The sequence below is a fragment of the Microcystis aeruginosa LEGE 91341 genome (genome assembly GCF_015206885.1).
In the GTDB taxonomy this organism is placed as follows: Bacteria; Cyanobacteriota; Cyanobacteriia; order Cyanobacteriales; family Microcystaceae; genus Microcystis; species Microcystis aeruginosa_H.
In genome coordinates, this window is the sequence record NZ_JADEXY010000028.1 from 11,637 (window position 1) to 35,543 (window position 23,907).

The 23,907-nt window shown below is 43.7% G+C and carries 21 protein-coding genes; 10 read left to right on the forward strand and 11 right to left on the reverse strand.

The window, feature by feature from the left end:
* Positions 1 to 208 precede the first annotated feature (208 nt).
* A complete protein-coding gene (locus tag IQ234_RS06330; RefSeq protein WP_322743443.1) occupies positions 209 to 2,128 on the forward strand; it encodes a YIP1 family protein in 1,920 nt (639 codons plus the stop codon).
* Between the two features lie 26 nt (positions 2,129 to 2,154).
* On the opposite strand, the gene IQ234_RS06335 is transcribed toward IQ234_RS06330, so the two are convergent.
* Positions 2,155 to 3,231, reverse strand: coding sequence for an AI-2E family transporter (locus tag IQ234_RS06335; RefSeq protein WP_193956463.1), 1,077 nt, complete (start codon positions 3,229 to 3,231; stop codon positions 2,155 to 2,157).
* A 91-nt stretch (positions 3,232 to 3,322) separates the two neighbouring features.
* Between IQ234_RS06335 and IQ234_RS21015 the strand changes: the two genes are divergently transcribed.
* From IQ234_RS21015 to IQ234_RS21020, 3 genes are all read left to right on the forward strand, one after another.
* Positions 3,323 to 3,499 carry a hypothetical protein gene (locus IQ234_RS21015; protein WP_228008397.1) on the forward strand — a complete coding sequence of 59 codons (177 nt, stop codon included), beginning with the start codon at positions 3,323 to 3,325 and terminating at the stop codon, positions 3,497 to 3,499.
* Positions 3,500 to 3,994: 495 nt separating this feature from the next.
* Positions 3,995 to 4,225, forward strand: coding sequence for a helix-turn-helix domain-containing protein (locus IQ234_RS06345; RefSeq protein ID WP_110579066.1), 231 nt, complete (start codon positions 3,995 to 3,997; stop codon positions 4,223 to 4,225).
* Complete coding sequence (locus IQ234_RS21020) at positions 4,194 to 4,463, forward strand: hypothetical protein (protein ID WP_228008399.1); 270 nt, start codon at positions 4,194 to 4,196, stop codon at positions 4,461 to 4,463. The genes IQ234_RS06345 and IQ234_RS21020 overlap by 32 nt, the downstream gene beginning before the upstream one ends.
* Positions 4,464 to 4,568: 105 nt before the next feature.
* Here the strand turns inward: IQ234_RS21020 and IQ234_RS06355 are convergent, their stop codons facing one another.
* Complete coding sequence (locus IQ234_RS06355; protein WP_079209331.1) at positions 4,569 to 4,790, reverse strand: hypothetical protein; 222 nt, start codon at positions 4,788 to 4,790, stop codon at positions 4,569 to 4,571.
* A gap of 139 nt (positions 4,791 to 4,929) precedes the next feature.
* Between IQ234_RS06355 and IQ234_RS06360 the strand changes: the two genes are divergently transcribed.
* Together IQ234_RS06360 and IQ234_RS06365 are read left to right on the forward strand one after the other, a co-directional pair.
* The gene (locus IQ234_RS06360) at positions 4,930 to 5,736 is read left to right on the forward strand and encodes a TlyA family RNA methyltransferase (RefSeq protein ID WP_193956464.1); all 807 of its coding nucleotides are present in this window, start codon (positions 4,930 to 4,932) and stop codon (positions 5,734 to 5,736) included.
* Between the two features lie 363 nt (positions 5,737 to 6,099).
* Positions 6,100 to 6,480 (forward strand): cyclic nucleotide-binding domain-containing protein, encoded by a 381-nt coding sequence (locus IQ234_RS06365; RefSeq protein ID WP_193956465.1) that lies wholly within the window; start codon positions 6,100 to 6,102, stop codon positions 6,478 to 6,480.
* 29 nt (positions 6,481 to 6,509) lie between these two features.
* Here IQ234_RS06365 and fmt read toward each other — a convergent pair whose 3' ends face one another.
* On the reverse strand, positions 6,510 to 7,487 hold the full coding sequence (gene fmt / locus IQ234_RS06370; protein ID WP_193956466.1) for a methionyl-tRNA formyltransferase: 978 nt from the start codon (positions 7,485 to 7,487) through the stop codon (positions 6,510 to 6,512).
* A gap of 94 nt (positions 7,488 to 7,581) precedes the next feature.
* On the reverse strand, positions 7,582 to 8,376 hold the full coding sequence (pgeF, locus tag IQ234_RS06375) for a peptidoglycan editing factor PgeF (RefSeq protein WP_193956467.1): 795 nt from the start codon (positions 8,374 to 8,376) through the stop codon (positions 7,582 to 7,584).
* 102 nt (positions 8,377 to 8,478) lie between these two features.
* Between pgeF and IQ234_RS21910 the strand changes: the two genes are divergently transcribed.
* From IQ234_RS21910 to adhE, 3 genes are all read left to right on the forward strand, one after another.
* Positions 8,479 to 8,556, forward strand: a complete 78-nt coding sequence (locus IQ234_RS21910; RefSeq protein WP_416209672.1) for an SWIM zinc finger family protein — start codon at positions 8,479 to 8,481, stop codon at positions 8,554 to 8,556.
* 52 nt (positions 8,557 to 8,608) lie between these two features.
* Positions 8,609 to 12,331 (forward strand): Eco57I restriction-modification methylase domain-containing protein, encoded by a 3,723-nt coding sequence (locus IQ234_RS06380; RefSeq protein WP_193956468.1) that lies wholly within the window; start codon positions 8,609 to 8,611, stop codon positions 12,329 to 12,331.
* A 492-nt stretch (positions 12,332 to 12,823) separates the two neighbouring features.
* Positions 12,824 to 15,490 (forward strand): bifunctional acetaldehyde-CoA/alcohol dehydrogenase, encoded by a 2,667-nt coding sequence (gene adhE / locus IQ234_RS06385; protein WP_193956469.1) that lies wholly within the window; start codon positions 12,824 to 12,826, stop codon positions 15,488 to 15,490.
* A 115-nt stretch (positions 15,491 to 15,605) separates the two neighbouring features.
* On the opposite strand, the gene gloB is transcribed toward adhE, so the two are convergent.
* Complete coding sequence (gene gloB, locus IQ234_RS06390) at positions 15,606 to 16,379, reverse strand: hydroxyacylglutathione hydrolase (RefSeq protein ID WP_193956470.1); 774 nt, start codon at positions 16,377 to 16,379, stop codon at positions 15,606 to 15,608.
* 45 nt (positions 16,380 to 16,424) lie between these two features.
* Positions 16,425 to 18,275 (reverse strand): polysaccharide deacetylase family protein, encoded by a 1,851-nt coding sequence (locus IQ234_RS06395; protein ID WP_193956471.1) that lies wholly within the window; start codon positions 18,273 to 18,275, stop codon positions 16,425 to 16,427.
* 443 nt (positions 18,276 to 18,718) lie between these two features.
* On the opposite strand from IQ234_RS06395, the gene IQ234_RS06400 reads away from it, so the two are divergent.
* A complete protein-coding gene (locus IQ234_RS06400) occupies positions 18,719 to 19,870 on the forward strand; it encodes an NAD-dependent epimerase/dehydratase family protein (RefSeq protein WP_193956472.1) in 1,152 nt (383 codons plus the stop codon).
* 101 nt (positions 19,871 to 19,971) lie between these two features.
* Here IQ234_RS06400 and IQ234_RS06405 read toward each other — a convergent pair whose 3' ends face one another.
* From IQ234_RS06405 to hpsN, 5 genes are all read right to left on the reverse strand, one after another.
* Positions 19,972 to 20,472 (reverse strand): Spy/CpxP family protein refolding chaperone, encoded by a 501-nt coding sequence (locus IQ234_RS06405; protein ID WP_193956473.1) that lies wholly within the window; start codon positions 20,470 to 20,472, stop codon positions 19,972 to 19,974.
* 20 nt (positions 20,473 to 20,492) lie between these two features.
* Positions 20,493 to 20,870, reverse strand: a complete 378-nt coding sequence (locus tag IQ234_RS06410; RefSeq protein ID WP_193956474.1) for a hypothetical protein — start codon at positions 20,868 to 20,870, stop codon at positions 20,493 to 20,495.
* A complete protein-coding gene (locus IQ234_RS06415; protein ID WP_193956475.1) occupies positions 20,870 to 21,454 on the reverse strand; it encodes a sigma-70 family RNA polymerase sigma factor in 585 nt (194 codons plus the stop codon). The genes IQ234_RS06410 and IQ234_RS06415 overlap by 1 nt, the downstream gene beginning before the upstream one ends.
* Before the next feature lie 248 nt (positions 21,455 to 21,702).
* Positions 21,703 to 22,872, reverse strand: coding sequence for a hormogonium polysaccharide biosynthesis glycosyltransferase HpsO (gene hpsO / locus IQ234_RS06420; protein WP_193956476.1), 1,170 nt, complete (start codon positions 22,870 to 22,872; stop codon positions 21,703 to 21,705).
* On the reverse strand, positions 22,869 to 23,864 hold the full coding sequence (gene hpsN, locus IQ234_RS06425) for a hormogonium polysaccharide biosynthesis glycosyltransferase HpsN (RefSeq protein ID WP_193956477.1): 996 nt from the start codon (positions 23,862 to 23,864) through the stop codon (positions 22,869 to 22,871). Before hpsN ends, hpsO begins: the two co-directional genes overlap by 4 nt.
* Positions 23,865 to 23,907 lie beyond the last annotated feature (43 nt).

Genomic DNA, 23,907 nt, shown 5'->3' on the forward strand with positions numbered 1-23,907 from the left:
GGATAGGACAGAATCAAGGATTTTGAGCGGAGCCGGAGAAAATTATCGGTTCACTTAAGTATGATATTTGATTTTTTTCCATCTTCAATGATTCTAAGTATCGGCGGACAAACTAGCCGCCGGTAAACCTCGATCTCGCGTAGCGAGCGCGTTGCGACCGCCCGCTCTGACCTTCTCATCATTAACCGATCTAACTTTAACAACGCCCGTGAAACAACTGATTCAAGCCTTGGCTCTTTTGGGATTACTAGGAATCGCTGGATTGCTGCTTTTATTTCTTGCCCCTTCCTGGCCGACTCTTTTCGGTGTACTGGTTCTCGATCCCCGGGCCTTCATTACCATTAAATCCCTGCGCTTTGGTTTGGAAGAAGCGATTATCGTTGTCTTTATCGCTAGTGTTTCCGAGGCGATCGGACAAAGTTTTGTCTTATTTGTTAACCGGATTCCCCCCAGCCGCTTTATTTTTAGTTTATTAATTACTTCTATTCTCTACGCTTTTAATTTTGGCATTTGGGCCGCTGGACTTTGGCTAGTCACTATCCTCTTATTTCGGGGTGATACCCGCCTATTTGAGGTGGCCAGTACCCTAGGATTTAGTTACGCACCCTTTATCTTCGGATTAGCGATCGCTCTTCCCTACGCTGGCCGGGCGATTTATATTTTATTAATCCTCTGGAGTGTGGCAGCCCTGGCCGTGGGTTTAACTGTTCTCCTCAATATTGCTTTACTTCATGCTTTCATCGCCTCTTTATTAGGTTTTCTTGTGCTTTTAGTTTTCCAGAGAACTATCGGTTATCCCTTTATTTTCGCTGTCCATTGGCTGACAGAAAAATTATTAGGGGTCGAATTAGTAATCGATAAAAAACACTTGCAAAAAATTGTCGATTCGGGAATCAACCCAGAAGACCTAGAAAAAGATAACGGCGAGGAAACAGAAGAAGAAAAGACGAAAAACCAAGCCCTTTGGCAGAATTATCTCACGGAAATGTCTCTTTTTATCTCACCAATTAGTAAAAATTTTCTCAGAATCGGTCATCATTTAGAAGTAATAAAAACTCAAAATCTCAAAACAGTTCTAGAATATGTGGGGCTAGGTTTTTTAGGTTTATGTTTAATTCTCCTATTTTCCCCCGCCAAAACTTGGCTACAGGAAGGATTTTTTGCCCTTGATGATGCCGTGCGACTGACCTTCGATCTGATCGGATTTAGTTTATTATTATTGTTCCTGGGTTTATTTCTAGAAGCACTGACCTCGCCTCTAGAGGCCCTGGGTTGGTGGGCCGGTTGGTACAGTCCCAGTCGCGTCTATGCCGAGGAACCCTGGCAGCAACTAGCACCACCCCAAAACCAAGTGCAGCGTTATATCGTCTATCTCGACGGCATCTGTCAGGAGTCCACTCGCTTGAAACCCTACGCCCAAAATTTTCTCGCCGAACTATACGGGATTTTACCGGCGCAAGTGCGGATCGTCGGCAATATTATGCCCTATTCCACCACTAATCGCGCCTTAACCGATTCCGAGCGCCCTCTAGCCGGTTTCTGGCAATGGGTGGAAACAAACGGTCAGAAAGGGCATAACGGCGTAATGGCTTTAATCAATCTGCGGAATTTATTTAAGATCGTGGTTTCGGCCGATGATCGCTACGGACCAATTTTTAATCAGGGTTCGGCGGGAGTGATTCTCGAGGCATTACTACACAATGATTATCCCTTGGCCAGTAAGATACCAATTACTTTTATCGGTTATAGTGGCGGCGCTCAGGTTTCCTTGGGTGCAATTATCTATCTCAAAAAATTTCTGAAAGTACCCATCGAAATGATTTCTCTGGGGGGTGTTTTTAGCGGCAATGTCGGTTTTTTGCAGTTGGATCGGTTCTATCATTTAGTGGGTGAACGGGATACGGTAGAACCGATCGGCTGGACGATTTTTCCCGAACGCTGGCCGATCGCTTGGTTGTCCTACTGGAATCAAGCTCGTCGTCTCGGCATTATCAAGATTATCTCCCTAGGGCCGACCCATCATAACGGGGTTATGGGTTATATGGACGGTGAAAGAACCCTGGCCGATGGTCGCACCTGTCGCCAGCAAACCGTGGACACCGTGGCTAAATTAATCACTTTTCCCTAGCTGCTCTCAAAGTTCCCCGGAAAGATTTAGACTGACTGATCAGGACTATTTGCCGCTGGTTCGGGGCTATCCTCGCCAATCCAAGCCCTAACTAACTCGTAGCAGAGACCGAGGAGAACCGGCCCGACGAATAAACCGATAATCCCGTAGGCGATCACTCCCCCGAACACCCCCAGCAGAATCACCACCATGGGAATGGGCAGACCGCGCCCCATTAAGATGGGCTTGAGGAAATTATCCACCAAGGTGGCGGGAATCATCCAGAGGGTAAATAAGAGGGCGATGGAATTGGGGAGTGTTACCCAAGCGTGAATAAGCGCCCCCAAGACAATCAAACCAGGGCCAATTTGGAGAATGCCCAAAATTAGGGTGAGGAAAGTTAATAAACCGGCCGCAGGCGTTCCCACCGTCACTAAACCGATGCCGATCAAAAGACTCTGGATAATGGCAACGCCAATAATACCACGGCTAACATTGCGGACGGTGGAGGCGGTTAGACTGGCCAGCGCGATGCCTCGACCCGGGGCGATCTTTTCCGCTAACCGGTTCATCAGGTGAGTCAGATTTTTAGCCGAGAGGGTGAGGGCCGCCGCAATCAGAATCGAGGCGATAAATTTTAGCACCGTCAGACCGGTACTGGTGGCCAGGGAAAGGGAGATTTTCCCCAGTTCTTTTAATTGTGGCTCGAAGCGTTGAAAAAATTGACCCGTGTTATCCGATGCCTGCTGCCAGAGACTGGCAATCCTTTCGCCAATCAGCGGCCAGGTGGCCACATCGGTGGGGGGAGGGGGAATCACCGCTGCACCAGTGTCGATATATTCCGCCAGCGTTCGCAGATTACCGGCCAGAACCGCTGCAATACCACTCACCGGACCGATAATAATCCCTAGACAAATTAGGGTGAGGAGAACTGTGGCCAGTTTCGCCCGGCCCGCGAGTAACTTTTTTAACCAGAGAAAGAGCGGATACCAAGCGATCGCTAGAATTGCTCCCCAGAGGATCATGGTTACGAAGGGACGCAGCAGGGTAAAACCGGCAAATAACAACAGGCCGAGAAAAAACAGCCGGATGACGAGATCGATAATTTTAGCGTCATTTTTCATCGGAAATTTTGGGTTTGAAACCCCGTCCTTCTAGGACGGCTTGACATTTAAAACACATCTCGCTAAAACTAGGCACTTTCAGCGAGAAGCCATGTACCTGACTCAAACGAACCAGATACCCGGACTTGAAGCGAGGGAATTTAACGCCTTGGCAGAACTCTGCCGACTGGGTAAAAACCTCTACAATCTAGGGCTTTACACGGTTAGACAGTATTATTTTCAAGAACGAAAACATCTTCGCGATCGAGTCCAACTATCACTACTGTAAGGGAAATGAGAACTATAAACGGCTGAATACCGATATAGCGCAACAAACCCTTAAAGTAGTCGATAGAACGTTTCCGAGCTTCTACGGCTTGTTAACGAAGGCAGGGGGCTGTTTTTGTAACGGGGATTCATGCCCCGCTCCAAAAACTTTTCGCCTTAAGGCGGGGTTTTAGACCCGATTTTTTCGATCAACCAAGAGAGTATAAATTCCCCTGGAAACGGGTTAAACGGGGGCTGTATCGAACCAAGGGAGGGTTTTTGGTTAACGCTGACATGGAGCGGCGAACATTTTGAGAAAAAGTAAGCACTAAGCTTTAAGCGGATTGTCTAGGGACTGTTTGGCACAGCCATTAAGAGTGAAAATCTCTTCAGAATTCTCCTCCGTTTTACAGCAGAGATTGTCAATGTCTTGCCACCAGCAAGTCACAGAATATTCTTGATATATAATGATAGTTATATAACATTAATAGTATTTTTAGATAATTTTTGAGATGCAATGACGGATACGGAACTAGGACAGCGTATGCAGAAATTACGAGAGAACGCTGGGTTAACTCAAAGAAAACTAGCGGAACGGTTAGGTGTGACAGTGCAAACCGTAAGCAATTGGGAAACAGGCTACAGGGAACCGAGAATGAACCCATCGCAAACATTAAAGCTATGTCAATCCCTTAACTGCTCACTTGCACAACTAGCTGGAGCGATCGCACCATGCCAAGAGGACTGATACTAAATCCGTCAAGTATAGGTTACATATCAGACAGGCAAAAGGCAAGAGGCAAGAGGCAAAGGGGAGAATAAATAATCAGTTTTTAATAACTGGATTTAGTATAACTACAGAAATTAAAGGACTAACGACAGGGGTTGCCGATCAGAAATTTACCAACCGGGGGATTTTTATCGTCCTAATTGTCGCCATTTTAGGAGGGGCTGCTAAACTTTTTGGTTTTTTCCCCAATCCCTGACAGCGATCGCCATCGGTTAGGCTGAGGTTGACACTAAAGACTTAAACCAAGTTCTAAAATACAGTTGATTTTTCTTGAACGAATGCCATCGGCCTCTACATTCAACTATAAACCCAAACGCTGTTTTTGACGGGCTTTATAGGAAGCTAACAGCCAGATAGAGCCAGAAATCAAAGAAGGAGCAAGGACGAAAAAAGTGGCCATGGTTACGGGATGTTCCCGGGCCCAGACCCAATAAATCATCACGGCAAAAATCAAGCCACAGTAAGCTAGTCCGAGAAAGGGGATGCCAATGACCAAAACAGCGAATCGAGTATCTTTATCCATAAAATATCGGGATGGCAGTGAAAATTTAGCTGATGGGTTCCCATTGTCCCTCTCTTTATTTATAATCTTCCTTCTGGGATTGCTGGCGGAAAAATAAGGTATTTTTTAGAATTAGGCGCTGATTATTGGGGGACTTTCCTTGCCGAAACAAAGATTAGATTTATTATTAGTAGCCAAAAATCTCTGTGATTCCCGTCAACAGGCACAGCGATTAATTCGCGCTGGAGAGGTGAAAGTCAATCACCAAATCATCGATAAACCAGCCACAGAAATCGATCCAGAAGCGGCGATCGAGGTTAAGCAGAAACTACCCTATTTGTCAAGGGGGGGCGAAAAATTAGCCAAGGCCTTAGAATTGTTTGCCATCGATGTCAGCGATCGCATTTGTTTAGATGGAGGCATTTCCACGGGGGGATTTACCGATTGTCTCTTGCAAAAAGGAGCAAAACGGGTTTATGGGGTCGATGTGGGTTATGGACAAGTGGCTTGGAGTTTACGGCAGGATCAACGAGTTATTTTACTAGAAAGAACTAATTTTCGCTATTTAACCCCAGAAAAGTTATACGGACAGGAAAAACCCGCCGATTTAGCAGTTATGGATCTGTCCTTTATTTCTTTGACCAAAGTTTTACCGACCCTGTGGACGCTATTAAATCCACCGCGAGAGGCGCTTTTATTGGTCAAACCCCAATTCGAGGTGGGACGGGAAAAAGTCGGTAAAAAAGGGGTAGTTCGCGACCATCAAGACCAAGCATCGGCGATTTTTCAGGTTTTACAGGCCGCCGAAGCCCTAGGATGGTTCTATCGGGGTTTAACTTGGTCTCCCATTACCGGACCTGCGGGTAACGTCGAGTATCTTCTCTGGTTGTCCACCGATACCGGCCCAGTTAGTCCCAGTTTAACCGCGATCGCAGAAATCACCCAAGCAGCGATCAAACAGTTTTAAACTAGGTATTTTCTCAAGGAAGTGGGGAGAGGGGGAGATTTTCGGAAAACCCTTGACAAATGGCGAGACTTGCTTTATACTTTATGTATGGTGGGGATCCGTGCGCCCATATATATAGAGTTTTTGAGGGAAGATAAGAGAAAAAAAAATAGACTCAAAAATCGGGTTGGGTAGGAAGAGGATAAAGGTATAAAGACGGAAATTTTCTCTCCCCGACAAGCATTAAACAAAGCATTTCTGAAAGTCAAACCGAATCTTTGTCAGGTAGAGAAGTTTCAAGTATTCTTACATACAAAAACGATGATCGGGGAGTTCAATGTAATGGAAAATGGGAGAGATAACCCGAAAAATTCTTGTTAAATCATGTTAAGTCCCGTAGATACGATTAAAATTCTCGAAAATCATCCCGATCGCACTTTTCAATCTGGTGAGGTTATTTTTGTCGATGGCACGGAGGGCGAGTTAATGTACGGTATTCTTAGCGGAGAAGTGGAGATGTATGTCAAGGGGCAATTGATAGAAACTCTAGAAAAAGGGGACGTATTTGGAGCAGGAGCGCTCCTGCATCCAGATAAACTGCGAGAATCCACAGCTATTGCCAAAACTGATTGTAAATTAGCCTATCTCAATCAACCGCAGTTTTTATTTGCCGTGCAGGAAACCCCCATGTTTGCGATCGAAGTATTAAGAAGTTATTCCGATCGCTTTCGCAAGTTGAAAAAAATCTTCACCGGTGAAGCATAGAGGAGCAAAGGAAAGCCATCCCCCGAAAACTATTGACCGAAAATCTCACCGATAGTTAAACGGGAACCATTGACCAAATCCCCACCAGAACGCGGAGGTTTCCCCGATAATTGCACTTCTTTTAATAATAATAAACCCGCTCCCGTCTGCACTACCGGCCCGAAATTTTTCCAGAGAGCCACGATCGCTCCCACTTCTCCGCTTAGATGAGAAAGGTCTTTTGTCTGTAATTCTCGAGGCAGTTGACTAGGATCGTCTAGGGGAATAGTGGCCATCACTTTTAGGGGTTGTCCCCGGAAAGTGGTCAGCGCATTAGGATAAAAACCCCGGACTCGATCGTGAATTGTCTGGCCTGAATCTTGCCAGTGGATTAGATAGTCGGATTTTTGAATTAAAGGGGCATAGGTAGCATCGTCGTTATTTTGAGGAATTGGGGTAATTTCTGCTCGATCGAGCTTAGAGAGGGTTTCTAGGAGCAAATCCGCCCCCATTTGTCCTAGGGTTGCTCCCACCTGTTCGGCATTGTCAAAAAGAGCGATCGGGCTGTAGGCTTTCAGTAACATCGGTCCAGTGTCCATGCCCGCATCCATTAACATGGTGGTAATGCCGGTTTCTTTTTCTCCCCTAGCGATGCACCACTGCACGGGGGCTGCTCCCCGATATTTCGGTAAAATTGAGCCATGAACGTTAATACAGCCTAATCGCGGCATCTCTAGAATTTCTGGGGAGAGGATTTGTCCGTAGGCAACCACTACAAAGGCATCCGCTTGCGATTGTCTGAGAAAATCTAAGGTTTTAGCGTTTTTTTTGACACTTTTGGGCTGCCAAACTGGTATTTGCTGTTCTATGGCTATTTGTTTCACCGGTGAGGGGATTAATTGATTACCCCTTCCCCGGCGCTTGTCCGGTTGGGTAACGACGGCAATTACTTCTATATCGGGATTGGCTAATAATTTTTTGAGGGTGGGAACGGCAAAAGTCGGGGTTCCGAAAAAAACAATACGCATGGGAGAGGGGGGATTTTTCAGTTATCAGTTATCAGTTATCAGTAATCAGTGAAAAGAAAGGGCGAATTCTTGAGTGAGAATGTCCACTGAGTCATTAACGACTAACTATGCCGGACCATTGGATTTTTTTGGCTTTTTCCCGACGATAGGAGAAAAAATGCTCCTCTTGTTGATAGGTGCAAAAAGGAGCGATCGCAATTTGTTCATCCCTAATTCCTAACTGTTGTAGTTGATGATAAATCACCCGTCGCACGTCTAAGCGCACTTTTCCTTTTTCCTCGTCAGCAAATAAGGGGGAGGGGGAGAGGTTAAATAAATTCCCTAGAATTTGGTCGGGATTGGTTTCTTGGGGAAATAAACTTAAACCCACTTCTGCGGCAACTTCTCTATCTACTTGATACACTTCCCCGGCAATTGCCGGCCCCAGGGCCAGCACTAAGTTATCTAAACAACTACCGGAGTTTAATAACTGTTTAACTGCTTTGGCAACTATTCCCTTAGCTGTCCCTCTCCATCCAGAATGAATCGCCACCCCAACACCGCTAGAGCGATCGCCTATTAGTACGGGCGTACAATCAGCACTGGCCACCCAAATCCCTTGACCGGAAGCATCGGTGATAATTCCATCCGCTTCGGCCATTTCCGGGTTAGTAATCCCTTGGGGATTTAATAAGCGATCGCCATGTACCTGTTTGACCCGATAAACTGGTACATTTGCACCTAAAGCCTCTGTAAAAGCTTCTGGGGTTTGGGGGTAATAATGACGGGTAAAAAAGCCGTGGGACCAATCCTCTAGGAGATTACAGGTAAGATAGGGCAATCCTTGCCATGTTTGCCATTGCCACAGAGAAGTCTCGGTTAATCGCACATCGATCGCTACATTGGTCACAGTCTAAGCCTCTCTGGCTGCAATAATACCTTATTCTTTCCTATCCTAGTTCTGAGCTTGGCAAACGGCAACCGGAAAATTATTACTTAAAACTCTTGACAAATGGCGAGACTTGCTTTAGACTTTTTATATAATGGGAATCCGTGCGCACATATATATAGGGTTTTAGAGCAAAGATAAGAGAGAAAAAAATAGCCTGAAAAATCGGGTTGAGTAGGAAGAGGATAAAGGTATGAAGACGGAAAATTTCTCTCCCCGACAAGCATTAAACAAAGCATTCCTAAGAGTCAAACCGAGTCGTAGTCAGGTAGAGAAGTTTCAAACCCACCTAGAACAACTCTTGGGGAGTATAAACGAGACAGAATCGGAGGAGTTCCATAAAAACCTGCTTGCGGACTTTCTCAAACACAGCTACTATAGTCCCCAACATTTCATCAACACCAAGGGAAGGAATGATTTAGTCATCCATAATGGGAAAGAGTCACGGGATTCCGTGGGGGTAATACTGGAAGTCAAGAAACCCAGCAATAAAAGCGAGATGCTGCGGAGAGACAAACTCAACTGTAAAGCATTACAGGAATTACTCCTCTACTTCCTCCGGGAAAGGATAACCGAGAAAAACCTAGAGATAAAACACCTGATTGCTACCAATATATATGAGTGGTTTATCTTCGATGGGAATATCTTCGAGAGACTATTCGCACAAAATCAGGAACTTGTCAGACAGTTTAATGACTTTGAGACGGGGAGACTGACGGGAAAAACCACCGACTTCTTCTACAAACAGATAGGAGAACCCTTCCTGAACTCCATACTCGATTCCCTGACATATACCCATTTTGACTTGCGGGAATACACCCAAACCATCCGGGAGGACGAACATAACCTCATCAGTCTCTATAAAATCTTTTCTCCCGAACACCTCTTAAAACTCCCCTTTGCGAACGATAGCAACAGTCTCGACAAAAACTTTTATAGTGAACTGCTGCATATCATCGGATTGACAGAGAGAAAAGAGGGAGGAACAAAACTCATCCGACATCCGCAACCGGCAGCGCGTCAACCCGGTTCGCTGCTAGAGAACGCTATCAGTCAAGTGGAGAGTTTAGATAAAATCTCTCGTTTACCCAATCCCGAAGAATTTGGGGAGACGGAAGAGGAGAGACTATTTAATATCGGTTTAGAGTTGGGGATAACCTGGATAAATAGAATCCTCTTCCTCAAACTATTGGAAGCGCAGATAATTCGGTATCATCGGGGGGATAAATCCCTAGAGTTTCTCAATTTAAGCAAAATTGCCGACTATGACGACTTAAATCGGTTATTTTTCAGCGTCTTGGCAAAAAAACAGTCAGAAAGAAGCAAAGACATCCAGAATACCCATACTCAGGTTCCCTATCTCAACAGTTCCCTATTTGAACCCACAGACTTAGAACAATCAACCATAGTTATCAGTAACCTGCGTTCGGAGAATATAGAGATTTTTGCAGGAACAGTCTTAAAGGATAGTCAGGGGAAAAAGCGAACAGGAGAAATCAACGCTTTAGCATACCTATTCGAGTTTCTCAGCGCCTACGATTTTAGCAGCGAAGGTGGGGAAGCGATACAGGAGGATAACAAGACTCTTATCAATGCGTCAGTGTTGGGATTAATCTTCGAGAAAATCAACGGATATAAGGATGGTTCCTTTTTTACCCCCGGTTTCATCACTATGTATATGTGTCGGGAAACGATTCGACGCGCAGTGATAGAGAAATTTAACCAGAGTCAGGGATGGGATTGTCAGACAATCGAGGATGTATATAACCGCATCAAAGATAAAACGGCAGCCAATGCTATTATCAATAGTCTCAAAATTTGTGATCCTGCGGTAGGTTCGGGACATTTTCTTGTCTCTGCTTTGAACGAGATAATCGCAATTAAGAGTGAGTTACAGATTTTAGTGGATAAAGAGGGTAAAACTCTCAGGGATTATCGGGTTGAGGTGGTGAACGATGAGTTAATCGTCACCGATGATGACGGTAATCTGTTTGAATATAATCCCCGCAACCGAGAAAGTCAGCGCGTACAGGAGACTTTATTTCAGGAAAAACAGCGTCTGATTGAGGGGTGTCTCTTTGGAGTCGATATCAATCCCAACTCGGTGAAAATCTGTCGGTTGCGTTTATGGATTGAGTTACTCAAGAATGCTTACTACAAAGCAGATAACGAGTTAGAGACGCTACCGAATATCGATATTAATATCAAGGTTGGCAATTCTCTGATTAGTCGCTTTGGGTTATCCAATGATTTACAAGTCTTTTCCCGCAAAAGTCGTTTAAGTATCGAGAGTTATAAGGATGCGGTGAGAGTCTATCGCAACGCAGAGGATAAATCGCAAAAGCGCGAGATGGAGAGATTGATAAGTGAGATTAAGAGTAGTTTTCGTCAGACTTTACAGGGAGATAATCCTCTGAAAAAGCGCTTGCGGGGTTTGGAAACGGATTTATATAGTCTAGAGAATCAAATTTTATTATTTGAGGAGTCAGCTAAGGAAAAGAAAGCGCGGGAAAAGAAGATTAGTCAGTTAAGGAATGAGATTGATAAGTTACGTCCGCAACTAGAGGAGATTGAAAGCGGTAAGATTTATCATAATGCTTTTGAATGGCGCTTCGAGTTCCCCGAAGTTCTAGACGATAAGGGGAATTTTATCGGTTTTGATGTGATAATTGGCAATCCTCCTTGGGGAGCAAAAATAGATAATAAACATCTAAACAAAATAAAAGAGAAAAATTCCGATATTATCGTGAGAATGATAGATTCTTTCATGTTTTTTGTTAATTTGACATTCTCCCTTAAATCGCAATATGGTCTTATCTGTCAAATTATCCCCGATGTTATTCTCTATCAAGTTGATAATGAAAAATTACGAGAGAAAATTTTTAAAACCCACCAATTAGAGATAGCTTTCAATCTGGGAGATAGAATTTTTGAAGATGTTGCTAGACCATGTTGTATTATACTTCTGACATCGGAATTTACTAATATATCTTGGGTGGGAGAATATCAAAAATCTTCTGATGATAGTGTTAATAGTCTCAGTCACAATTTATTAATACCAATAGAGACATCTTTTTTTAAAACAATTCCTAATCAAGTCATTACTACTAAAAACCTAATTGGATACAAAATTATCAATAGATATAAGAAAATTAAACTTAGAGATTTAATAGATAAAGATGGAATCCAAAGAGGAATCAGTCCTGATTTAAAAGAAGCTTTTATTGTTGATAAAAAAAGTATCGATGAATTCCATCTGGAGCAAAATTTTATTTTTCCTACCATTACTGGTGGGAGGGATTTAAATAAATACTTGATCTCAGATATTGATAAAAAGATTATCTATACTAAAAAAACGGATGATCCTCACTTAATACCGCAAATAATTGAGTATTTACAATCTTTTAAAGAGCGAATAACTTGTATAGAAGTTAAAGAAAATAAACATCCTTTTTGGTCTTTGCACCGTCCCAGAAACCAAGAAATTTTTCTAAAACCAGAAAAAATTATTGGTGTGATTACTGGAGATAAAATTATTGTTGCTTTGGATAACAATCAAATATTTCCAACGGATGGACTATACTTAATGTCCAGTAGCGGAAGATTATCCAATAAATTTTTATTAGGAGTTTTAAACTCAAAAATCATCACTTATTTTTATCGATTATTGTCAATGGAAGTTAATCGTACTTTAGCTCAAATAAAGCCAACAATTTTAGAAGAAGTACCGATTGAAACACATCCTGAAACCTTAGTAAAAAAAATTGAAATTAAAGTCGATGAAATTCTCACGGCTAAAAAATCTAATCCCAAAGCTGACACTAGCGAGTTAGAAAAAGAGATTGACAAAATAGTGTATGAATTGTATGGATTAAGTGAGGAGGAAATTAGGATAATAGAGGGGGAAATAAAATAAATATAAATGTAGGGTGTGTTAGCGAAGCGTAACGCACCCAAAAGCATCCCAAAGGAATGACAAAAATTTAATCCCCCTAAATCCCCCTTAAAAAATTTGATCCCCCTAAATCCCCCTTAAAAAATTTAATCCCCCTAAATCCCCCTTAAAAAGGGGGACTTAAATTTAATACACTCGTTCTCATGATAAATTCTGTTTTTAATACTATGATTAACTCCCAATCGAACTTTAAAAACCATCTCCCCATCTCCCCACTGAGTAACGCACAGAAAACGGGTTTCTCGGAGAAACCCGTTTTCTACTCATGCAATCATGGAAAAAGGGGAATAAATAATCAGTCTTTAATAACCAGATTTAGTCTTACCTAGTATTATTAGTATCCTATAATACCAATGCTTAGAAAACTATAAAGAAAATCCCAAGATTAGGCGAGTCCCTTGCCGAAAAACGCTATAGTGGCACAAAATGCCTAATTTTATCCACAAAATTGTTATGACAGTTACCAATAGACAAGAGCTAGAAGAACTGATTCAACAGGTAAAAAAAGCTCAACAACAATTTGCCAACTATAGTCAAGAACAAGTAGATCTTATCTTCAAAAAAGCCGCATTAGCAGCCAACAACGCTCGCATTCCTCTGGCTAAAATGGCCGTACAAGAGACAGAGATGGGAGTAATAGAGGATAAAGTGATTAAAAACCATTTTGCCTCAGAAATCATCTACAACAAATATAAACACAGCAAAACCTGCGGCATTATCGAAGAAGATAAATCCTTTGGATTGCAAAAAATCGCCGAACCCGTGGGCATTTTGGCGGGGATCGTACCGACCACAAATCCCACCTCCACAGCCATTTTTAAAGCCCTAATTGCCCTGAAAACCCGCAACGGCATCATTTTTTCCCCCCATCCGCGAGCCAAAGACTGCACGATCGCGGCAGCCAAAATAGTCTTAGAAGCGGCCGTGAAAGCGGGCGCACCGGCCGGTATTATTGGTTGGATTGATCAGCCATCGGTGGAACTTTCCCAAGCATTAATGCAACATCCCAGCATTAATTTAATCCTCGCTACCGGCGGTCCTGGTATGGTAAAAGCGGCCTATTCTTCGGGAAGACCTTCCCTAGGAGTTGGTGCCGGCAATACCCCCGCTTTAATTGACGAAACCGCGCACATAAAAATGGCCGTTTCCTCGATTATTCTCAGTAAAACCTTCGATAACGGCATGATTTGCGCCTCCGAACAATCGGTAATCGTTGTCGATAGCATCTATGAAGAAGTTCGACAGGAATTTATTGATCGCGGGGCCTATCTTCTTTCCCCTGAAGAAAGGGAAAAAGTCGTCGGGATTCTCCTAAAAGATGGTCATATCAACCCCGATATCGTCGGGCAACCGGTGGAAAAATTAGCCGCCATGGCTGGAATTTCTGTTCCCGAAGATACTAGGTTACTAATCGGAGAAGTGGAAAATATTGGCTTAGAGGAACCATTTTCCTACGAAAAACTCTCGCCAATTTTAGCCATGTACCGAGCGAAAGACTTTGAAGATGGGGTGAAAAAAGCCGAAAAACTGGTCTTATTTGCGGGTCGAGGTCATACGGCCGTGCTTTATACCGCACCCTCCAATCGTGAAAATATTAAGCGCTTTGAAGACAACGTACAAACGGCCCGGGTATTAATTAATACCCCTTCCTCCCAGGGTGCGATTGGTGATATCTATAACTTCCGTCTCGATCCTAGTTTAACCCTCGGTTGTGGCACTTGGGGCGGTAATTCCATCAGCGAAAACGTCGAACCTACCCACCTATTAAATATTAAAACCGTAGCCGAGCGCCGGGAAAATATGCTTTGGTTCCGAGTACCACCAAAAGTATATTTTAAATACGGGTCATTACCCGTTGCTATTCGGGAATTAGCCGGCAAAAAACGGGCCTTTATTGTCACCGATAAACCTCTTTTCGACCTAGGAGTTACCGCAACTTTACAGGAAATTTTAGAAGAAATCGGCATCACGGTTAATATCTTTTACGATGTGGAACCCGATCCTTCCCTAGAAACCGTCGAACGGGGGTTAAATGTCATTAATACCTTCAATCCCGATGTCATTATCGCTATCGGTGGTGGTTCCCCCATGGATGCCGCTAAAATCATGTGGCTACTCTACGAGCATCCAGAGATAGAATTCGAGAGCTTGGCCATGCGTTTTATGGATATCCGCAAACGAGTCTATGAATTGCCCCCTTTAGGCGAAAAAGCTCTGATGGTGTGTATTCCCACCACTTCGGGAACAGGATCAGAAGTGACTCCCTTCGCCGTCGTGACCGATCGCCGTAATAATATTAAGTATCCTTTGGCAGATTATGCTCTAACTCCCAGCATGGCAATTGTCGATCCAGAATTAGTGCTGAATATGCCGAAAAAATTGACAGCCTACGGTGGAATTGACGCTTTAACTCACGCTCTTGAGTCCTACGTCTCGGTTTTAGCCTCAGAATACACTAATGCTCTTGCTCAAGATGCCATCCGACTGCTGTTTAAATACTTGCCCAGTTCCTATCATAACGGAGCTAAAGACCCGAAAGCGCGGGAAAAAGTCCATTACGCGGCGACAATGGCAGGAATGGCCTTCGCTAATGGCTTTTTAGGCATCTGTCACTCCATGGCCCACCAATTGGGGGCAATTTTCCATATTCCCCACGGTCTGGCCAATGCTTTGATGATTTCCCACGTCATCCTCTATAATGCCACCGATGCCCCCTTTAAACAGGCGACTTTCTCTCAGTACAAATATCCTAACGTAAAATGGCGCTATGCCAGGATCGCCCATTCCCTGGGATTGGGGGGAGAAAGCGAGACCGAAAGTGTGGAAAGATTGGTATTAGCGATCGAATGTTTAAAACGGGAAATCGGTATTCCGGCCAGTATTAAAGAGGTAATTCCCGAAACTGAAGCCGAATTTATGGCCAAATTAGACCATTTAGCTGAACAAGCTTTCGATGATCAGTGTACCGGAGCCAATCCCCGTTATCCCCTGATTGAGGACTTAAAAACCCTGTTAATCCAAGCTTATCACGGCAATTTGCCCCTAGAGGTGGCGGTAAATGGTCACGGTGATGTCAGTCTTGCCGATTTGAAGTTAGATCCGCAACCCTTGAGCTTGTAGAGATCGATTTTGCCTTTGATCCCCCCTACCCCCCTTAATCAGGGGAATATCTCCCCTACCCCCCTTAATAAGGGGGGTTTTGACAGTTTTTAACACCTACCTACTTAGCTACCACTTAAAAATTATCTTTTTTCCCCCGCAGCCGTGCAAACACTTGTACTGGTTCATTGCTATCCATGGTCATGGCCAAAGCGGGACTATCCCAACGCAAAAAAGGATTAGTCAGCTTTTCCGTCCCCAAAATTGCCGGAATCGTGGGAATATCTTTAGCGCGATTTTTCTCCACTTCCCGATAACGCTGCTGCAGAGCGGCATTATTAGGGTCAACTGTCAAGGCAAACTTTAAATTATTTAACGTATATTCATGAGCGCACCAAACCCTAGTCTGGTCAGGTAGCGATCGCAATTTAGTTAAAGAAGCCACCATTTGGCCCGGTGTTCCCTCAAATAAACGACCACAACCCCCGGAAAACAGGGTATCACCACAGAATAACTCGCCGTAATCTCCGGGGTTAACTGGGGGAAAATAATAGGCAATATGAGCGCGAGTGTGGCCGGGAACAAAGAAAACCTCGGCCGAGCGACCAGCAAATTCCACCCGGTCCCCCTCCTCTAAAAACATTTGCTGCCCCGGAATGCGACCGCGATCCTCCTTTCCCCCATAAACGCAAAGATGGGGATAACGATTAATTAAAGCCTGATTAGCCCCCACATGGTCGCCGTGGTGATGGGTATTGAAAATAGCGACTAAATCCACCTGCAAAGCCTCTAATCGCCTGAAAACGGGTTCAGGTTCTGCCGGATCCACCACGGCCGCGATTTTTTGCGCTCGATCGTAGAGGAGGAAAATATAATTATCGGAAAGGGCATTAAGACGTTCGATCTCCATGGTAGAATCTTGGGCTAAAGTTTAACTCGATCATATAGTGCTAACCTAACTCCCCGCAGGACAGGAATCGGCGAAAATTACGCAGGGAATCCCCACATGATTAATGGGAACAATATAGGTTTCTGTGGGGGGAAATAAAGCGACAACGTGGGGAACGGGACGGGGAGTATAATGCACTTGCGATTGACCTTGATAAGCGAGGGAGGTGCTTGCTCCCGAGTCTAACATCACTGCGTCCCGAAAACCTGCCTGTACTAATAATTCTCCCAAAGACATGGAATCGATCGGCTCTCGGGAAACCCCGATTACTGGCTGTCCTGCCTGATTAATCCCCCAAAAAGCCCGGTGACGCAGGGCATCAAAACCGTAAAGTGTACCAAAGGATTCTCGCGATTGTGGTTGTCCATCTTTGACTAACCAAGCGGCCGCGACAAAAGCATCCGTAACCTTGAGATCATCTCCGGCCTCCGCTGCGATTCCTTCTAGGGTATTATGACGGACAGGATCAAAGGGAAGATAACGCACCCATCGATCGGTAATGATTACTAAAGGACGACCCTCTAACTTGTCGATTTCTCCCTCATATCCCGGGATAAAGCCGCCATTTTGGCTTAAAACCGGCCCGATCATCTGATTTGAGTCCAATTCCTTGAGAGAGAAAAAACCGCCGTCCACGGCTGCGATCGCTTCTGTACTGGCGATAATTTCCTCCACTTGATAACGACTATCAGCGTGGATGGTTTTGGGAATCCCGCCACTAATTAATACAAGTGTATTAGTCAGAAATTCCACTTCCCGTTTTTGGATGGTGGTGGCAAAGTTAAAACCGCCATCGGTACGGGGTAAGGGATCACCCCCCCAAGCTTGCGGTACAACTTCTCGCGTGCGCGATTGCCCAAAGCGTCCAATCGTGAGTAAATTGGGGGATTGTCCAGCAAAATGCTCATCGAGGTCATTCATCGATAAAGCCGCCCGATAACCCGCTTTTTTGACGAATTCCTTCACTCGATCATCCGCCTTCCCTTCCGGATAGGTGAAATAATTGATCGGAATGCCCAATTCTTTTTCTAAGATTTGTTTCGATTGCTTGACTTCCTGCTCCAAATCTGCATCGGACAATAATCTTAAATCCCGGGGATGACTAACACTATGGGAGACAATTTGGACTAGAGGATCGGCGGCCATTTCCCGGAGTTGTTGCCAAGTGACACTGGTTCTGCCAGTTTTTTGAGCCATTTTATTGATATAAATCGAGAAAACAGCAGGATAGTTATATTTTCTCAATAAAGGATAGACATACTGGTAATGTCCCCCATAACCATCATCAAAAGTCAATAAAACCGGTTTAGCGGGAAGGGGGATCCCTGTCCGCAGATGGGAAATTAACCAATCGATACTGATCGGAGTTGCCCCGATTTCCTGCAAAAATTGAAAATGTGCCTCTAATTCGGCGGGAGTAACGTCAAAAAATACCTCTTTTTTTGGTAAAATGTCGTGATACATTAAAATCGGGACTTTTGTCCCTTGAGCGCGGGGATGAATTTCCGGCCAGGGTGCTAATTCGATCGCTGTTGCCGAGTTATTTTGCCAATTATCGAGACTAATATCGTTTTTTTGGAGAGATAGGGGAAGAATCACTCGATCGGAGAGGTTTTTATAGGTTTTACAATCAAAAATTCTCGATATATCCTTAAAAGAACTATTTTCTAGAACATAATCCGCGCATTCTGGTTGAAACTCCCTAAAAGGTGCGGGAATATAATCACCCCCCACCAGAGCATTAGAACGAGGATAGAGAGAAATTGCCCAAATAATCAGACAAACGACGATAAATGCCAAAAATCCGTATAGGGGAAACAAGGGAAACGAAGATTTTTGCCGAGCTTGCCAACGCATAGGATTAAGTAATAAAGTAAAAAGTAAAAAAGAAATTGAGATTTGCGCTAGTACCTTGACTAACAAGCTGAGTTTCCCTATAATCCGTTCCCTTGTCAAGTTTTCCAGAACACCCTCATCAGTTATCAGTTATCAGTTATCAGTGAGCAGTTATCAGTGAGCAGTGAGCAGTTGTCAATAGACTGCCTTTATTGATTCTCCCCTCTCCCTTCTCCCCACTCCCCTCTCCCCAATTCATAATTTATAATTCATAATTTATAATTTCCCATTCCCCCCACTGATAACTGGTTACTGTTTACTGGACGGCTACGCCGTGCCTTTGGCAACACTGAAAAACCCCACTTCCCCACACCCCGCTACGTTCACGGGGATTAAACTGGTAAAGCGTGACACAAAACTGCTAGAGTTACCAAAGACGAGTATATAAACTTTACAGATATTGTATGAGAGTTTTGGTTATTGGCGGAGACGGCTATTGTGGTTGGGCAACGGCACTCCATCTATCAAATAGAGGTTACGAAGTAGGCATACTTGATAGTTTAGTTCGTCGCTATTGGGACTTACAATTAGGCTGCGATACCTTAACACCGATCGCACCCATATCTCATCGGATTCAACGCTGGCAAGATCTAACGGGAAAATCGATCGATCTTTTTGTCGGGGATATTAACGAGTACGACTTTTTGATTCAATCCCTGCGACAGTTTCAACCGGATGCGATTGTTCACTTCGGAGAACAGAGATCTGCACCCTTCTCCATGATTGATCGCGAACACGCGGTTTTAACGCAAGTTAACAACGTGGTTGGCAATTTAAACATCCTCTACGCGATGAAAGAGGAATTTCCCGATGCGCACCTAGTAAAACTGGGAACCATGGGTGAGTATGGCACACCGAATATAGATATTGAAGAAGGCTACATCACGATCGAACATAACGGTCGTAAGGATACTTTACCCTATCCCAAACAGCCCGGTAGTATGTACCATCTCAGCAAAGTCCACGATAGCCATAATATCCATTTTGCCTGTCGGATGTGGGGTTTAAAAGCTACAGATCTCAATCAAGGGGTGGTTTATGGAGTCCTCACCGAAGAAACGGGAATGGATGAGATGTTAATTAACCGTCTCGATTACGATGGGGTTTTTGGTACTGCTTTAAACCGTTTTTGTATTCAAGCGGCGATCGGTCATCCCCTGACAGTGTACGGTAAAGGTGGTCAAACGCGAGGATTTTTAGATATCCGCGATACCGTGCGTTGTTTGGAATTAGCGATCGCTAATCCCGCTCGATCAGGGGAATTCCGCGTTTTTAACCAATTTACCGAACTGTTTAGCGTCGGTGACTTGGCACTGATGGTGAAAAAAGCTGGTTCTGCGTTAGGGTTAAATGTGGAGATTAACAATCTTGACAACCCGCGCATCGAGTTAGAGGAACATTATTTTAACGCTAAAAACACGAAATTACTTGATCTAGGCCTACAACCTCACTATCTCTCCGATTCTCTCCTCGATTCCCTCCTAAACTTCGCCACCAAGTATAAAAATCGGGTAGATATGAATCATATCCTACCAAAAGTCACTTGGAAACGATAATTTATTAGTAAATGATAAGTTGAGGATGGGTTACTTGCCCATCCTTTCCCTTTTTCTAATGTATCTGAATCAAACTCGATCTTAATCCGAACTGATGGGAATTATTGTCGTCCACGATTGCGGGAATTAGCGCGACGTTCCTGCATTAACTGGGAAAATTCCGTTCTTTGAGCGGGAGTTAACACTTGACGAATTTCCAAAAAACTTTCAAATTGCAGGTTACTGATTTCTTGGCGATTCCGAGAGACTTGCTGATGTTTAGAACGGATATCTCGATCGGAGGCATTATTCGATAATAAACTATTTAATTCTTGTTCGTTGCTTCTCAGGGTTTCTCGCAACTTTTTGGTTTTTTCCTGATATTTCTGACGAATAGCGGCAACTTTCGACTTTTGCTCATCGGTAAGGTTCAATTGTTCAATTAGTCTTTCTCTAGAATTATCCATCCCACGGGGACGATTTTCAGGACGCTGGGGAGAGCTAGTTTGAGCAATAAATAGACCATCTTGGGGATAGGATAGCACAGTGGCACTTGGGGCCAAGTTAACGGCCAGAGTTAAAGCCATGGTTGTGCCGAGAATCGAGACAGTAGAAAAGTACATAATTGACCTTGACAAACAAATTAAGGATTATAGGTAGAATAGGTGAGTTGAGGCTCGTTTAAGCTCATCCAAGGGGAACTATAAACGCTAGAAGCAGCAATCGGTGAAGCGATGCTATGGTTCCAACTTTCCACTAAAAAAGCTTCTAATTGCTCGTCGGAAATTTGGCTCAGTTGTGGATGAGGATCGGACCAACGAGAGGAAGCAAAAATCAGCAGAGATAAGGCAGTAATACCAGTGATCAACCCCAATAAAGGCAGGGATTTTGGGAAATTTACTGGCTTTTCTTCCCTAATCATTTGCATTAACTGTTTTTCTTCATCTATCATCGGTTGAGGTGGCAGCGATGGACGATAGCGACGCAGAAAATCAACCACTTTGTCATCTTCTGGGGACATTAGAGAACTCCTTGTTTTTGCAAAAATTGACCCATGGTTTTACGCGCATAATGAAGACGTGATTTCACCGTACCGAGGGGAATTTCTAAGATGTGAGCGATTTCCTTTTGGGGTAAGTCCTCTAGATCGTGAAGGACAAGGACAGCGCGATGTTCTAAACTGAGAATTTCTAACCCTTGTCGGACCACTTCCTCATAATGCAGTTGCATCAAATCGGGACTATCTTGGGGACGGGATTCGCTATCAAGGGAGTTTTCCTCATCAGTACTTTTGGCCATCCTCATTTGTCTTTTGGCTAATTGTCGCCGACCATCGATCGCCACATTCCAGGTGATCCGATAAACCCAAGTGGAAAAGTATTCAGGTGAACGCAATTTCGGCAACCCGTGCCACACTCTTAAAAATACCTCTTGGACAAAATCCTCTAGGAATTCCTGTCCACAGAGTTGATAGAGAGTAGAGCGGATTTTTGGTTGATAAAGACGGTAAAGGTGACGAAAAGCACCCCTATCACCCCTTTGACATTTTACAATTAACTCTCGATCGCTCACACTTGTTTGCTTATCGGTTATCACCTCGATCATTCCCCTCACCCCTAGCTACTTGTCCCTTTAGACTAGGGGGTGTCAAGAATGGTTCATAACCAGTTATCAGTTATCAGTTATCAGTTATCAGTGATTCAGTTATAGCGGTTTTCACAGAGGTGAGTCCCGATTGAAACGCTGAAACGCCTATCTATCAAGGGATTTACTATACCTCATTAGACTGAAAACCGTTATATAATTCATAATTCATAATTCATAATTCATAATTCATAATTCTCACTTCCCCATCACCGAGGGAGTAATTGTTGATAGAAATCCAATTGTTTTTGAGCGAGGGCTTTATTAGTATAATTGGTCATTACTCTCTGATAACCCCTCTGGCCTAATTCTTGAGCGAAACTGGGATTATCTAAGAGAGTTTGTATAGATTTAGCCAGTGCTTCCCCATCTTTTTCGGGAAAAATTAACCCCGTATCAGCAATAACAAAGGGGATTTCTCCTGAATCAGAACCAATAACAGGAACCTCACAGGCCATAGCTTCAATTAAAACATGACCGAATTGTTCTTTCCAACCGACGGCCGTTAAAGTTTTGACCTGATAGGTGATTTCTGAAGGCAAAACCAAAGTGTTCATCAGGTTAATATAATTAACTACTTGATCGTGGGGAACACTTTCCACTATCATCAAGCGATCGCTTATTCCTGCGGCTGTAGCTTCGCTGACTATTTTATCTTTCAGGATGCCCCGACCTAAGAGTAATAACTTCCACTTACCTGTTAATTTAGTTACAGCTTTAATCAGGGTTAGAATGCCTTTTTCTTCCACAAAACGACCGACAAAACCAATCACAAATTCATCGGGTTCAATGCCTAAAGAGCGGGCTAAATTGGGTTGCTTGCTGGGGGAAAAAAGAACTTCATCCACTCCTAATTGTGGTAAAACGGTGTATTTACCCCTGTAACCCCGTTCTTTTAAAACATCTACTCCGTCCTGATTACCAGCGATTAAACCATCGGTATTTTTCAGGTTATAAGCTTCTAACCAAGAGATGGGAAATTTAGGAGTATAGGGAAGATTCCACCAAGTAAAAAATACATTTTTAGCCCGGAGATTTAAGAGACGATTCAGAGTGATAAATTGGGCATAAGCGAGAGATTTAGAACCCTGTTCCACCTGAATAATATCGGGTCTAAATTTTTGCAATAAAGGAATTATATCAATGCCAAAAGTTAATAAAGATTGGTTATTCTGGCTAAAATTAGGGATAGGAATGACTCGGAAATTATCAGCTATTTTCGGTTGACTTTCAATGATTTTATTTTGGACTCCTCCCGGTTGCCAACGTTGGGGAACAACAATAGTAACCTCAATATTGGGATTTAATTTTGTCAGGGCGCGCAATTTCTCACAGTTGAGATCAACGACATAGGTATGACTAGCGACTAAAATTCTCATAGATTATCTAGTTTTGTATAAATTTGGCCATCATTCCAGAGGGACTTAACTTGAGTTTTCACAGCATCCAGAAAACCTAAACTATAAAAAATTCCCCTAGAAAGGATTTTAATCGGGGAACCACCTTTATTACAGGGAGGATTGCCAAGAACGTGACAATCAAATAATTTAGCATAGAGTCGCAATTGTTGAGTGAGAGTGAGATTTTTCAGAGCCATCAGAAAGTGATTATGATAAAAAGTCGTCTGATAACTCAAAGAACGAGTGCTAATATCATGACAGCCACCAGTTTCTTCCCCTAAATGAATCAGATAAGCGGTGGGATCGTACCAGACATGATAGGGAGTCTGGCGTAATCTTAAGCAAAAATCCGATTCCTCGCGCACGGCACTGCCACGAAAGCGTTCATCGAACCAAATGCCGTATTTAGTAAATATATCCTTCCGGAAAGACATATTACAGCCCCGGGCCGAGATTACCTGCTGAGGTTTAGTGGTGTGGACAAGATCGATGTAATACCAAGCAATGCCGGGATCCATGGCTTGGGGGGGTAAAAAGTCGATTTCGTAGGGTTTGCTGGTATCTGTCACCATTTTTTGGGAGTCACCCAATTTCATGCGATCGAATACCCGACCGGCCACTACACCTATCTCAGGGTTCTTGACAAAATTCTCACTATGTGCTTTGAGATAATTATTTGGTAGCCGCACATCATCATCGATAAAAAGAACGATATCGCCCTGGGTGCGACGGACTCCATAATTTCTGGCACCAGGTAAACTTGCCCAATCCAGCCGATACCAGCTAATTTTGTGCTGATTAGCCAGATTTTCTAGATAGGATTGTATTTCAGGGCTATGGGTAGCGGTTTGGTCGATAACTAACACCTCAAAATTGGGGTAATCTTGTTTGAGCAGGTCATCGAGGGTATCTTTCAGAGGCTCTTCGCGTCGATAGGTGGGTATGATGACAGAAATCGAGGGAAAATTCATAGCAGGAAATGGGGAAATGGGGAAATGGGGAAATGGGGAAATG

Bases quoted from the DNA above. Each gene is read 5' to 3' on its own strand.
- IQ234_RS06335 (WP_193956463.1), bottom strand. From the start codon at position 3,231: ATGAAAAATGACGCTAAAATTATCGATCTCGTCATCCGGCTGTTTTTT.
- IQ234_RS21015 (WP_228008397.1), top strand. From the start codon at position 3,323: ATGTACCTGACTCAAACGAACCAGATACCCGGACTTGAAGCGAGGGAA.
- IQ234_RS06345 (WP_110579066.1), top strand. From the start codon at position 3,995: ATGACGGATACGGAACTAGGACAGCGTATGCAGAAATTACGAGAGAAC.
- IQ234_RS06355 (WP_079209331.1), bottom strand. From the start codon at position 4,790: ATGGATAAAGATACTCGATTCGCTGTTTTGGTCATTGGCATCCCCTTT.
- IQ234_RS06365 (WP_193956465.1), top strand. From the start codon at position 6,100: ATGTTAAGTCCCGTAGATACGATTAAAATTCTCGAAAATCATCCCGAT.
- fmt (WP_193956466.1), bottom strand. From the start codon at position 7,487: ATGCGTATTGTTTTTTTCGGAACCCCGACTTTTGCCGTTCCCACCCTC.
- IQ234_RS21910 (WP_416209672.1), top strand. From the start codon at position 8,479: ATGGCGAGACTTGCTTTAGACTTTTTATATAATGGGAATCCGTGCGCA.
- IQ234_RS06380 (WP_193956468.1), top strand. From the start codon at position 8,609: ATGAAGACGGAAAATTTCTCTCCCCGACAAGCATTAAACAAAGCATTC.
- adhE (WP_193956469.1), top strand. From the start codon at position 12,824: ATGACAGTTACCAATAGACAAGAGCTAGAAGAACTGATTCAACAGGTA.
- gloB (WP_193956470.1), bottom strand. From the start codon at position 16,379: ATGGAGATCGAACGTCTTAATGCCCTTTCCGATAATTATATTTTCCTC.
- IQ234_RS06395 (WP_193956471.1), bottom strand. From the start codon at position 18,275: ATGCGTTGGCAAGCTCGGCAAAAATCTTCGTTTCCCTTGTTTCCCCTA.
- IQ234_RS06400 (WP_193956472.1), top strand. From the start codon at position 18,719: ATGAGAGTTTTGGTTATTGGCGGAGACGGCTATTGTGGTTGGGCAACG.
- IQ234_RS06405 (WP_193956473.1), bottom strand. From the start codon at position 20,472: ATGTACTTTTCTACTGTCTCGATTCTCGGCACAACCATGGCTTTAACT.
- IQ234_RS06410 (WP_193956474.1), bottom strand. From the start codon at position 20,870: ATGTCCCCAGAAGATGACAAAGTGGTTGATTTTCTGCGTCGCTATCGT.
- IQ234_RS06415 (WP_193956475.1), bottom strand. From the start codon at position 21,454: ATGATCGAGGTGATAACCGATAAGCAAACAAGTGTGAGCGATCGAGAG.
- hpsO (WP_193956476.1), bottom strand. From the start codon at position 22,872: ATGAGAATTTTAGTCGCTAGTCATACCTATGTCGTTGATCTCAACTGT.
- hpsN (WP_193956477.1), bottom strand. From the start codon at position 23,864: ATGAATTTTCCCTCGATTTCTGTCATCATACCCACCTATCGACGCGAA.